General features: G+C 46.3%; 5 protein-coding genes. 4 read left to right on the forward strand and 1 reads right to left on the reverse strand.

The window, feature by feature from the left end; translation table 11 throughout:
* The first annotated feature begins 10 nt into the window (after positions 1-10).
* Entirely contained in the window at positions 11-1,729 is a 1,719-nt protein-coding gene (locus L0659_RS00205; RefSeq protein WP_235123491.1) for a SusD/RagB family nutrient-binding outer membrane lipoprotein, read from the forward strand.
* A gap of 13 nt (positions 1,730-1,742) precedes the next feature.
* Positions 1,743-2,957, forward strand: a complete 1,215-nt coding sequence (locus L0659_RS00210; protein ID WP_235123492.1) for a DegT/DnrJ/EryC1/StrS aminotransferase family protein — start codon at positions 1,743-1,745, stop codon at positions 2,955-2,957.
* A 22-nt stretch (positions 2,958-2,979) separates the two neighbouring features.
* Here the strand turns inward: L0659_RS00210 and L0659_RS00215 are convergent, their stop codons facing one another.
* Complete coding sequence (locus L0659_RS00215; RefSeq protein WP_235123493.1) at positions 2,980-9,003, reverse strand: alpha-2-macroglobulin; 6,024 nt, start codon at positions 9,001-9,003, stop codon at positions 2,980-2,982.
* 332 nt (positions 9,004-9,335) lie between these two features.
* On the opposite strand from L0659_RS00215, the gene L0659_RS00220 reads away from it, so the two are divergent.
* Positions 9,336-10,406 carry an efflux RND transporter periplasmic adaptor subunit gene (locus L0659_RS00220; RefSeq protein ID WP_235123495.1) on the forward strand — a complete coding sequence of 357 codons (1,071 nt, stop codon included), beginning with the start codon at positions 9,336-9,338 and terminating at the stop codon, positions 10,404-10,406.
* 54 nt (positions 10,407-10,460) lie between these two features.
* Positions 10,461-13,577: an efflux RND transporter permease subunit gene (locus L0659_RS00225; RefSeq protein ID WP_235123496.1), complete on the forward strand. Its 3,117-nt coding sequence runs from the start codon at positions 10,461-10,463 to the stop codon at positions 13,575-13,577.
* Positions 13,578-13,607 lie beyond the last annotated feature (30 nt).

Here is a 13,607-nt window from a genome sequence, read left to right on the forward strand (position 1 = left end):
AAATAAAGCAATGAAGATTTTAAAATATATACCCGGACTTGTTTTCATGCTTGCGCTGCTGGTCGTAACTTCTTGTAAGGAAGACCTCACGGAGATCAATGAAAACCCCAATGGTGTTGACCCGAACAGCGCCAATCCCAACCTGATAATGCCCACCGTCATGACGGGTGTTGCCAATCAATATGTAAAATTAGGCTATGGCAGAGTCGCCGGCGTAGTCCAGCACACGCAGGAAGATGCCTGGAAAGATGGCTTTAATGATTACAACTGGAGTGAGGAAGACGATGAATGGAAAGCATGGTACGGATTCCTGCGGAACAACAACCTGCTGTATAAGAGAGCTGTTGAGACGAAATTCAAATTCCACGAAGGAGTTGCATTAACCATGCGTGCATTCATTTTCGGAACCATTTCCGATCTCTGGGGCGACGCGCCTTATACAGAGGCGCTGAAAGGGGATGAGGGAGCAATGCTTCCGATGTTTGATAGCCAGGAAGTGATCTACAAGGGAATTATTGAAGATTTGAAAGCGGCGTCGGCAATTTTCGCTGCATCTGGTGATGAAAGGGACGCGCCGGCTTACGACGTGTTTTATAATGGTAATGCGCAGAAATGGCAAAAATTTGCAAACACATTGCTGCTCCGTTACTATATGCGCATTTCCAGCAAGCTTCCAGACATTGCCAAACCAGGAATTGAAGCAGTTTTTGCATCCGGAATTTATTTCAAGGATGCCAGTGATGACGCGGTAATGGACTTCATAGGGACAGATTCAAACAATTCCTGGCCCAATTCAACGGCATATGACGTTAGTGAATCCGGTTGGAGAAGGAGAAGACCGGCATCAACATTGATCAATAACCTGGTAACTAATGATGACCCTCGTCTGAAAGTTTGGTTCTTGCCCGTTCATGTGCGCTGGGTCGCTGATCCGACACTGGCTAAAGGAATGGATGAATTTATTCGGGAAGATGGCAAAATTCTGACCGGGGTAAAATCATTTACCGAGCAGGAATTAAGGGCGAAAATCGCTGCGGGACATCAATACACGCGTCATTTTAACCCAAATTCTTACAAACCGAGCCGTCCTGAACAATTCAGCGGGCCACTGAACACAGGCGAATACGTGGGCGTTCCTCCCGGGATGATTGATCCGACTTATTTTAATGAAAACCCAACAACGGGTCAGCAAGTGCAAAATCAGCATGCATCGCAACTAAACTACACATATCAGGGAAGTAAAGGCGGAATTTTAAAAGCTAGACTGGCCTCTGCTGCGGAAGCATCGTTCATTCTTGCCGAAGCCGCACAAAAAGGCTGGGCCGCAGGTTCTGCTGCTGATCATTATAACAACGGAATTAAGCAGTCACTGACAACCTGGGGTGTAGCGGATAAATACGAAGCATTTGTCAAGCAAAAAGGTGTTGCATATAACGGCACCTTAGCCCAGATCATCGAACAAAAATGGGTTTCGAGCTGGACGGCTGCTACGGAAGGTTGGTTTGATTACCGCCGGACCGGCTTACCAGCCCTGGTTCCAGGCGTAGCACCTGCATCCCGCGCATTGCCTTTGCGATTTATTTACAGCAACAACGAATTAAACAACAACGGCGAGAGTGTTAGGAGTGCGATTGAGAAATTAGAGGAAACCAAATTCTCAGGACCGCGTAAGAAAAACAGCCAATGGTCGAAACCGTGGCTGGTCCAAGGCACTGGAAAACCCTGGTAATAACCGGCTGGAAATGAGCGAAAAACTAGCAATATATGGCGGTTCTAAAGCCGTGACCAAAGAGTTTCCATGGCCAATTTATGATAGTGGTGATGTAGATGCGGTCACAGAGATTGTCCAAAGCGGAAAATGGGGAAATCCGGATTGCGGGGATGAAATCGCCAGATTTGAAAGTGACTTTGCAGCATACTGCGGGAGTAAATATGCGATTACCTGTGTGAATGGCTCCGTATCGCTTCGCCTTGCATTGATCGCCTGCGGCGTGAAGCCGGGTGACGAAGTGATCGTTCCGCCTTATACGTTTATTACAACCGCTTCGTCTGTGATCGAATGCAACTGCGTTCCGGTGTTTGTAGACATTGATGCCGACACTTACAACATCAGTCCGGCTGCAATTGAAGCTGCCATTACCGAGCGTACAAAGGCCATCATCCCGGTTCATTTTGGCGGGCTGGCCTGTGATATGGACGCCATTATGGACATTGCAAAAAGACACGGGCTGCGCGTTATTGAGGACGCTGCGCACGCCCATGGTGCAGAATATAAGGGAAAAAAATTAGGCTCAATAGGCGACGTGGGCAGTTTCAGCTTCCAATCCTCCAAAAACCTGACGTCAGGAGAAGGCGGGATTGTGATTACTGATGACGATGAATTGTATGCCATGATGCGCTCCTTGCGAAATGTCGGGCGCATTGAAGGCGGACAATGGTATGATCATTACAATCCGGGCTGCAATTACCGGATCACTCAAATGCAAGCCGTATTACTCTCGCACCAGCTGAAACGTTTGGAAGCGCAAACGCAAAAAAGGAATGATAATGGGTTGTATCTGAATGAATTATTTTCGGATATAAAAGGCATAACCCCATTAACCCGCAGCGAGGCCATTACATTGCATTGCTATCACATTTACATTTTCAAATACGACCCGAATGAATTTGGGGGTTTATCCAGAAACGATTTTGCAGCAATGCTGGCCGCAGAAGGCGTCCCCAGTTTCAAAGGTTATCCGCATCCATTATACAAGCAGCCCCTGTTTCAGAACAAAAACTTCATGTGCTACGCCATCCCGGACCACGTAGATTACACTCAAGTCCACTGCCCCAACGCCGAACAAGCATGCAGCTCCGACGCCGTCTGGATCCTGCAACACGCACTACTAGGCGAGAAGGAAGATATGGAAGCCTTCGCACATGCGATTTTGAAAATTCAGCGGGCAGTTTCCTGAATCGCGAAAATGCCCGCTGAATTTACTTACCCACCTTCACCCGAACCCCCTCGCTATGCGAGGTGAACTCCGGCGCATAAATGCATTGGATGGTGGTAATGCCGTTGCTGAAATCGCCTTCCTGATTGATAAATAGCGGATACTCGAAAACGTATGTTCCTTTTTGTAATGTGCTGAAAAAGAAATTGGTACTGGCGTCTTTTGTGCTTTCGTAGTAACCTAGGCCTCCCTGCCATTTATAATTGCTCAGCACATTCACGGGCTCAAATCCCGAAGCGCGCATATCTTTCATATGCACGTATTCCATGTCGCGGTCGGCACGAAGCTCGATGCGGACTTTCACTTTGTCGCCGACGTGGAGGATCTGATCTGAGTTTACAGGCGTGAGCACGGGGCCGTTATCCGAATTTGTTTCAATAAATAGCTTTTTTGATAGTTTTAGAGGCGTTTCTGAATAAGTGATTTTATCCAGATCTTCAAAATATTGCCAATAAACGGCTCCCCAGGATGGTGCGCTTATAGTGCTTTTTTCGCCTTCTACACGCACTTCAACGTTGCCCATTGCAGCATTCATTTTGCTTGCTTCAATCGTTTTTTTGAAATAACCCGTTCCTGCCTCTGCTTTTTCCCCCTCCACTTTCGTATCGCCCAGATGGACCGAGATTGTACGGTCATCTGTAAGCCAGTTGGTTCCGGTCATAAGCAATGCATAACAGGCTTCGGCAGTGGCTTTTGTACTTTCCCAATTATTGGTTTGTTTGTTTTTCAAAAGCCAGGTTTTCATATCATTCACTGCCTCAACATCATTCGAAATCTCCTGGAATGCTTCTATCAGCAACGCCTGGCGCTCAATGGGCGCTTCGTGCCACCGCCAGCCACGTTGGTTCATTTTCCAGTATATGCCTTGTTCTTCGTTTGTAATCGCCGTTTGTTTTAGTGATTTCAGGATCGCATCAGGTGTGATTTTATCGCCCGAGCGGTGCAATGCTAAGGCAATGAGTCCCTGCATATATTTGGTCTGAATGTTCCAGGTAACCCTGGCGCGATCCATGAAATAGCGGTAGGCCTTTTGGGAAGCGGCAGGCACGGGCTGATCTGAGAAAAAGCTCCGCATATACAAATACTGCGTCACCAATGTCGATGGCGTGTATTCCTTCAAGTTGGCTTTGTGCTTGATCAGATCGTTATAGTCGTCGATAATCCGCGCGTCCAGATAAGGCATTGCGGCTTTGATCAGGGTATTAATTTGCTCCTCCTGACTCTTTTGCACAGCATTAGCCTTCCGTAAATGCCCGATTCCACTGGCAATGTATTGCGTCATAAAGCGGTCGTCGGGGCCACCTTTGAACCAGGAAAAGCTGCCGTCCGGATTTTGAAGCTGATGTAATTTTTCAATGGCGCTACTAAGCTCATTGGTCATCCGCAGAAGATCAAAAAGCAATGCAATGTTCTTCTTTTGCTCCGTTTCTGTATTTGCTGCCAGCACCCAGGGTGTCTCTTCCAATAATAATGATTTTAATTCCTGATTCTTTTTCAGGTTGCTTACCAAGGCTGTCGTGTCACTTTTCCACCAGGTTTCGAAAACCTTGGCTATTTTCGAAGAACTGGCGACAATGTTAGCGGCCATGGAATTCGCATAGTAGCGGTTCCAAGTCTGTTCCGCGCACTCATACGGATATTCCATCAGGTAAGGCAGCGCCTGAACGGCATACCAGGCCGGATTGCTCGTATATTCAACGGTTAGGGACTGGTTGGTCAGCGTTTTTGAGTTGCTGGAATTGATCAGCTTGTCCATTTTGAAGTGCTTGCTTCCGGTCCCGCGTACAGCCAGAGGCAATGTTTCGGTAACCAACATGCGGTTGGACAATACAGGCAACGTGTTTTCTTCTCCATCCGAAAGGTTGCCTGAACTCGCTACGATGCGCCAGGTAACTGTTTTGGAATATGTTTTTGGAATGCTGATGGCAAATTGCGCCACCGTACTTTGCCCAGCAGCAACATCGAAATCCTTTCCATTTCCCAAATTCTCAAACAATGCGTCGATAGCCTCGTTGCTTTCAGTATCAATCAATTGCAGTGAAACTTTCCCGTTTAAAGAACGATCCGACAGGTTGACCACTTTCGTGGCAAATGTAATCTGATCCCCCTCACGCAAAAATCTCGGCGGATTAGGCTGGACCATGAGTTCCTTCTGCGTAACAATTTCTTTGGTGCTGTAACCAAATGCAAGTTCTTTTGTATGCGCCAACGCCTGGAATTTCCAACGCGTTAATGCTTCGGACATTGTAAACGAGAATGTAATGCTGCCGTCTTTGTCGGTTTTCAGGTCAGGAAGGAAGAATGCGGTTTCGTTGAAGTTTTTCCGCGGTGATGGCGGTGGCGTTTCATTTTTGATTTGCGGAGATTGCTGAACGCCATAGCCAACCGTTACAACCTCATTCATAGCAGCAGCATCCTGTGCCATGGGTGCGGGTTCGGCCATGGCGGCTTCTTTAATTTCCTCCATCACCTCACCTTTCTTCACTTGCACGCCCGCGCTCATAGACATTACCCGGTTCCGTACATTACGTCCGCCCCCACGGGGGTAACCTCCATATGACATCTGCGTGGAAAGCAGGTCATCATAGCGCTTTCCAAAACTTTTGTAAGGGCTGTATGTCAAATCAAGGACCTGAGCATCCTTTGACCTGAAACTAAGCCCGTTTCCCCAGCGCGACAGCCCCGATGAAACCGGCCAATGATCAGGCTCCAACCATTTATGCATATAAAATTGGTCGAGCGATGCGTCGTACATGCTGGCAAGCATTTCTGCGGCAACCTTATCCTTTTTATAACCCGAAATTTTTACTGTCCATTTTTCCTTGCTTCCCGGCAATGTTTTGTCCCGGAATGTCTGATACTCGATTTTCAGATCCTTGTTTGTCCAGGGAACACTCACATATTCAGCATGTTGATGCACGCGGTTGTGTTTAACAAACATATAGTCAATCCCAAATCCGCCCCTGTCAGCCTCTGTTGCTGTGATATCAAAGGTTCTTTCCGTCGCATTTAATTCAAAAAATGAAAAGTCGTTTGAATTTTCTTTCTTGCCTTTGCTGCTGATAACGAATGCATTATCGGCTGACGTGGCAAGCTTAATCGTTGTTTTCTCTCCCGGCTCAATGATCGCCCCACCTTCCGCGCTGATATATTGCGGATAGGGTAGGTTATTACGCTTAGGGTCAATCAGTTCAATGAACTTGAAGTCTTCAATTTCTGTGTTGCCTGCATCTTTTGTATTGATTTCAATTTTATAAAAACCGGCACCAAAACTTTTCTTTTCGAGCGGAAACGGTTGATTACTATTTAGTTGTACAGTTTTCTCAAAAACAACATCCGCTGCGGGCCAGCTTTCTTTCTCTGTTTCCCTGTCATATTCATCATTCGGAAATGCTGCGATGAATTCGGCTTTGGTCATTACAAACAGGTCGGGACTCTGCCAGTAACGGGGTTTTATCAGTCGTTTTTCCGGTGTAAGACGCGTTATTTTGACTGTAACAGGAGAAGAAATATATTCTCCGTTCATATTCTCTGTGCGGATTTTCAGACTTGGTAAGCTGTCAAGCGCCACTGTTTCAGGAATGTCAGCTTTAACGATAATAGATTTATAGCCGACGGAAACCAAAGTTTGCGCGCTTCTGGTCTCACCATTCATATCCGTCACATCGGCGTAAACCTTGTAATCGAACACCGGATTGCGCTTTTTATCCGTTTTTGAATTGGGAATGGCCTCAAAATCAATGTGGAACTTGCCGGAAGCGTCCGTTACCGTTTCCCCATGCGCAATTTCCTGCGGAGGTGCCGTAGGGTAATATCTCAACCGATAATTCCAGTGATACAAAAACCTTTCATGGCGGACAACCCTGTAAACGACCTTCGCCCCATCAATCTGATTTCCCGCATATGCTGTGCCGGTTCCGGCGACCTTAATAGTGTCACCAAGCTTGTAGGAAGCACGTAAAGTGTCAAATTCAACCGTAAACCTGGGACGTTTGTATTCTTCAACGTGCAAAGTGGTGGTGTGCGCATCATCTGCAACAATCGAAAATTGCCCGTTTAATGTGCCGGTGGGAAGTACAAATGACCCGGAAAAGCTGCCGAAATGATTGACTGTTTTTGTTTCTTTTCCAACAATCTCTCCATTTGTATTTTTTAATTTCAGCTCAATTTTTCTGGCCTGATCTTTTAAAACAGTCCTTCCTTCTGCCGTAATGCCTTTATAGTAAACCGTTTGGCCCGGCCGGTACAAGCTCCGGTCTGTAAAGAGAAAAATTTGGGACCCGGCAGTGTCCGGACCGGCGCTGTTTTGGTAGTTATAATATGCGTGAGATTCTTCGCGAATGAAGAGCCTGTCCTTCTCATGCGTGATTTCCAGTCGTTGCGCTTCGGCTTGTGGCTGAGTCGTTTTTCCTTTTGTCTGAAAATGGCCGTTTTTGTCGGCAACATAAGGCGTGCCTTGCTGGTTAATGTAACTTCTTGATTTGTAATCATATTTAACATTCCAAACCATTATGTTGGCACCAGCCAGAGGCTGCCCGGTATCGCGGTGTAAGAGAAAAAAATCATTTTCCCGCTGTACGTAACTAATGTTGCTGACGTAAAGCAACTTCATTCCGGTAATGCCTTTGCCCTCCGTAAAACGTTTGTCCGAACTCGCCAGCAGCATATATTCGCCAATTGGCAACGCGTCCACTTTTATTTCTACGCCATGTTGCTGAAAATCCTTGGTTTCCGGCAGCTTTTGTTGCCAGGTCCGCAACTGCGGAATTTTCGCAAGCATTTTGAAAGCTTCCTGAATGTTATTTTTTTCAAGCGTTGTCTTGATCTCATCGGTTGCCTTTACAATACGCAAAAAGAGCGTGCTGACATTCCGGCTTTCCACAAACACCAGAAATGGTTTTTCAGGAATATTGACCTGCTCGGCTTTGAACTGTAATGCTTCACTTTTGATGTTTTTGAGGAGATTAAATGCATTTATTCCACCCTCGGTTTCAGGATTTTCCCGCACTACTTTTTCGCAGATCGCAGCCGCTTTCACCTTTTCAAACCGGTGCGTTGTGTCACCCTCGCGGTTGAAAGCAGATCCTAACTGGTCATGGTATAAAGCTTTCTGATACCAGGCTTGTGCCGCGGCAGGGGTTTGGGCATATTGTTCCACTAAATGGCTCACAGACATATAGTAAAGCTCGTCCGTGTCCGGATGGTCCGATTTCTGACGAACAAATTGAAGTCTTTGCAAATCAATGTCAATCAGCGCGTCGGGTTGCGGGTCGTTGATGTGAAATGCGATTAATTTTTGATATAGTTGAAGCGCAAAAAATTCAAGAGAACTCGTGTCTTTGGTTTCAAATTTGCGATGGATGAAATCGGCAGCCGGATCAAATGCGGATGCTTTGTCGATTTTGAATGCATATGAAGGCCGTTTGATATCCCGTTCATCAGAGGAAAAATATTGCAATGCCCTGTGTGTGAGCAGATCGTATAATGTCGGGCGCAGCTTTCTGGTGTTGCCTTTTGTAATAATGGCGTCGAATGCATCCAGTTTGGTTTTTTGCAAAAGCGCCTCGTCTGCAATGGATTTGAGAAAGAGGCTTGATATTTTCTCATGAAAATCCCCTGTCGACCAGGTGCTTATGTCTTCTTTTTTGAAATTTACCGTCGCAGTCCGCTCGTAAAGTTGCCAGCGAACAGTTTGGTAATAGCCGTAATAAGCGGAAGCAAGCAGGTTGGTGAGTATGATTTTCACAACTCCCTGACTTTGGGAAATTTCTTTTTCCAATTCTGCTATCCCATTCGCGTCCTGCTCTTCGCGTGTTTCGGTCTGCAAATTGACTATATAAACCACTGCCTTGATAACCTGTGCTTCCTGCTTTTCTTTTTTGGCGAGCTCATAAATCTTCCTGACTTCTTCCAGCGCCGATTTTGGTAGTCTTTTCTGCTGATGCGCTTCAACAATCTTCCATTGGGCGGCGTAAGTTTTGGAATTTTCCTGTCCGTTTGTGTGCATAGGTAAGTAGCAAATTAAGAATGTGATGAAATAGGGTAAGTATAACCGGAATGCTGCCATGTTCTTTTGAGAAGAATGAAAATGCAATGAATAAGGGTAAATGTGCTGCCAATGTTCGTTACGCTAAATATAGTCGAAAGCGGAAATGTTTTGAATATCATTTATCCCGCGGCGGTTATGGAGTCTTCAGGCTTCATCAGAATTTAACATTCGGCAGAAGTAAAAAACGAACTAATTGCCGCTTTGTACAATATCAAGTATATTTAATAAACCCTTTTGGAGAAATATAATTTATTAATATTCAAGTTGAACGAAATTTATTTGATTGATATATGCGTACGATAATGCTGGTTGGTGGGATAATCATTGTGCTGGTGCTCGGAAAACTTTTCGTTTTCTCGAAGCCGGGGAAAGATAAACCCACGGAGATGAAGGGAGCCGGAAGCAAAGGAAGCGGCTCATCCGGTGGGTCAGCAGTGCCGGTGAGTGTATATGTCGTTAAAAGAGAAACCATTGAAAATCAGATTTTTGCGTCGGGAACGGTTATTCCTAATGAGGAAGTGAATGTGATGGCGGAAGCTTCTGGCAGGCTGGTTCAGTTGAATATCAAAGAAGGCGCATTTATTCAAAAAGGCCAGCTGATCGGGAAGATCAACGACCGTGAGTTGCAGGCGCAATTACAGAAAGTAACTTACAATCAGGATCTTACCAGGAAAATCGAGGCACGTCAGAAGAAGCTTTTGAATGTAGAAGCCATTAATCTGGAAGAATACGATGTGACTTCAAACAACATTAGGATCTTGGAGGCTGAAAAGGAAGTTTTGGAGGCTCAATTGGAAAAAACAGAGATCAGGGCACCATTCAGCGGCCGTATAGGATTGAAATACATTAGTGAAGGCGCGTATCTGGCGCCGGGTACGCCCATCGTGACCATCGTTCAGAGCAATCCCGTGAAAGTGGATTTTACAGTCCCTGAAAAATACACGCCGAACATTAAGGTGGGCAATGTCGTCAAATTCAATCTCGACGGCGATCCTTCGACTTATAATGCTAAAATTCTCGCCATTGATCCGAAAGTGGAGGAAAACCTGCGAACCCTGAAAGTAAGGGCTATCGCGCCGAATCCCTCTGGGCGGTTTGTTCCGGGAATGTTTGTGAAAATCCTGGCAGACCTGGATGCAAACAAATCGGCTATGATGATCCCTACCGAGGCCATTGTGCCCGTTTTGAAAGGAAAAAAGGTTTTTGTTGTGAAAAATGGCAAAGCGCAGGAAGCAATGGTCGTGACCGGCTTGCGTACGGATAAGAAAATACAGATCATCGAAGGTTTGCAGCCGGGCGACTCGCTGATCACCTCCGGAATTATCGCTATTAAGCCCAATACGGCGGTGCGGGTGAATTGAGGAAGGAATCGTGAACATGTCAAAACGAATGTCAGCCGACATTAATCTCCAATTATGAGTATATCAACACTCTCTATCAAGCGACCGGTCCTGGCCATTGTCATGAACCTGCTGATCATCCTGTTCGGGTTTCTTGGATATAAATTTCTGGGAATGAGGGAGTTTCCTTCCATTGATCCGCCGGTTGTCTCCATCCGGACCAGTTACACCGGTGCCAATGCGGATATTATAGAATCCCAGATCACCGAACCGCTTGAAAAACAACTCAATAGCATTGAAGGCATTAAGTCCATTAATTCCACAAGCAGCCAGGGAACGAGCCAGATAACGGTTGAATTTGACATTGGTGTGGACATGGAACGCGCTGCCAACGACGTTCGGGACAAGGTAGGATCGGCTTCCAGGACATTGCCATTGGATATCGACGGCCCGCCGGTGGTCGCGAAAGCGGATGCTAACTCCGAACCCATCATTGTGCTTACATTCAAAAGTGATACAAGGTCCCATTTGGAAGTGAGTGATTATGCGGAAAATGTGATCGCGCAGCGTTTGCAGACCATTGAAGGCGTGAGTGAAATCCGGATTTTTGGCCAGAAGAAATATGCCATGCGGATCTGGATGGACCCGATCAAAATGGCTTCGCTGGGCATTACCACGCAGGATGTGAAGATTGCACTGGACAGGGAAAATGTTGAATTACCGAGCGGGAAACTTGCAGGGGATAATACCGAGCTTACGGTAAAAACAATAGGCAGGTTCAGGACGGAAGAGGATTTTAATGAAATGATCATTAAAAATTCTGCAACGCAAACCATTCATTTAAAGGACATTGGCCATGCGGCGCTCGGTCCGGAAAATGAGGAAACGGTGCTGAGGCTGGATAATATCCCGATGATCGGTCTGGCTATTTCACCAATGCCCGGGGCCAATTATCTGAACATTGCCGAGGAAGTCAACAAGCGGATGGCAGACATTAAGCGGGAGCTTCCCAAAGATTATCAGCTTGATACACTGATCGATAACACCATATTTGTGGAGCGCTCGATCGAAGAAGTGGGGGAAACGCTGCTTATAGCGATCGTGCTGGTTGTGATCATTATTTACCTCTTTTTCCGGGATTGGCTGATCGCTTTCCGGCCGTTGATTGACATTCCGGTGTCGCTGATCGGGACGTTTTTTGTCATGTACATTATGGGTTTTTCCATCAATGTGCTCACGCTCCTGGCCATTGTGCTCGCAACAGGGCTTGTGGTGGATGACGGGATTGTCGTCACGGAAAACATTTTTAAGAAGATAGAGCAGGGCATGGGGCCGATCGAGGCGGCCATTAAGGGGGCAAATGAGATTATTTTCGCGGTTTTATCAACTTCCATCACATTGGCGTCGGTGTTCCTTCCGGTTATTTTTATGGAAGGTTTTGTAGGAAAACTTTTCCGGGAGTTTGGGATCGTGATCTCTGCTGCGGTTTTGATCTCAGCATTTGTTTCGCTGACACTCACACCTATGCTGAATGCTTACCTGGTTCGTAAGACGCACAAAAAGAGCTGGTTCTACGAAAAGACAGAGCCGTTTTTCGAAAACATTACCAACAGTTACGGCAGTGCTTTGGCTAAATTCCTTAAAATGCGCTGGGTTGCAATTCCTATTGTTGCCGTTACGGTGGGAATGATCTGGTTTTTTGGTAAAGGCCTGCAATCGGAACTTGCTCCGCTGGATGACCGTAACTGGTTCAGGATTAACATGACAACTCCTGAGGGATCTTCATTTGAATTTACAGACCGTTATGTGCAGGATGTGGGGCAGATGTTGATGGATTCTATGCCGGGCAAGAAAGGCTTAATGCTCATTACATCTCCCGGAAACTCCGGCCTTGGGGCCGCAAATACGGGAAGTGGCAGGATTGCCCTGGTTGATAAAAAAGACCGCAAAGAAACCCAGCAGGAAATTGCGGATTATATCAATCAAAAATTGAAGTCTATGCCCGATGCAAAGTCGTTCGTCGTGCAGCAGCAGACCATTTCTGTCGATTCGCGGGGTGGCTTGCCGATCCAATACGTTATTCAGGCACCGGATTTTGAAAAGCTGCGTGCCTATCTGCCCAAGTTCATGGAGGAAGCCTCGAACGACCCGACATTTGCGATCACAGATGTCAATTTGAAATTCAGCAAACCCGAAATCCAGATTGTAATTGACCGTGAAAAGGCAAAATCGCTGGGTGTGACGGTTCAGGATGTGGCGCAAACGATGCAGCTAGCATTTGCAGGTCAGCGGTTTGGTTACTTTACAATGAATGGTCGTCAATATCAGGTGATCGGGCAGTATGACCGTGAAAATCGCGATGAGCCGTTGGATTTGAAAAGTATGTTTGTCAAAACAGCAAACGGAAGCATGGTGCAGCTGGATAACATTGTGAAAGCAGAAGAAGAAAGCAGCCCACCGCAGCTTTTTCACTACAACCGCTACATGAGCGCAACCGTACAGGCTGCATTAGCGCCCGGAAAAACGATTGGCGACGGCATTGCGGCTATGGACAAGATCCGGGATAAGTTGAAAGATGAGTCCATTCAAACCTCCCTCAGCGGATCATCGCGGGATTATGCCGAAAGCTCTTCAAACACAATGTTCTCCTTTTTCCTGGCATTGGTGCTGATCTATTTCATTCTTGCGGGGCAGTTTGAAAGCTTTGTGGATCCGTTTATCATCATGTTTACGGTTCCGCTAGCGATCGGAGGCGCAGTGTTCTCGCTTTGGTTTTTTGACCAGACGTTAAACATTTTCAGCCAGATCGGGATGATCATGCTGATCGGATTGGTTACCAAAAACGGAATTCTGATCGTAGAATTTGCCAATCAGCTGAGGGAAAAGGGCCTAGGCATTCAGGAAGCCGTTCTCGAAGCAGCCACATTGCGTTTCAGGCCGATCCTTATGACCAGTCTTGCCACGATCCTGGGCGCATTGCCGATTGCTATGGCGCTGGGTTCGGCAGGTAAAAGCCGGATGTCAATGGGGATTGTGATTATGGGTGGATTACTTTTCTCGCTCGTACTGACATTATATGTCATCCCAGCCATATACACATTCTTCTCGCGACCAAAGGATTTTGCGAAAATGAAAATGATCGAACAAGTTGCGCGTGAAAGTGAGATAGCAGAAGAGCAGGGGCATGTTTGATTAAAGATTATTAACTTTACTTAAAACAAG

It is taken from the genome of Dyadobacter sp. CY347 (genome assembly GCF_021502655.1).
Taxonomy (GTDB): domain Bacteria; phylum Bacteroidota; class Bacteroidia; order Cytophagales; family Spirosomataceae; genus Dyadobacter.

Bases quoted from the DNA above. Each gene is read 5' to 3' on its own strand.
- L0659_RS00205 (WP_235123491.1), top strand. From the start codon at position 11: ATGAAGATTTTAAAATATATACCCGGACTTGTTTTCATGCTTGCGCTG.
- L0659_RS00210 (WP_235123492.1), top strand. From the start codon at position 1,743: ATGAGCGAAAAACTAGCAATATATGGCGGTTCTAAAGCCGTGACCAAA.
- L0659_RS00215 (WP_235123493.1), bottom strand. From the start codon at position 9,003: ATGCACACAAACGGACAGGAAAATTCCAAAACTTACGCCGCCCAATGG.
- L0659_RS00220 (WP_235123495.1), top strand. From the start codon at position 9,336: ATGCGTACGATAATGCTGGTTGGTGGGATAATCATTGTGCTGGTGCTC.
- L0659_RS00225 (WP_235123496.1), top strand. From the start codon at position 10,461: ATGAGTATATCAACACTCTCTATCAAGCGACCGGTCCTGGCCATTGTC.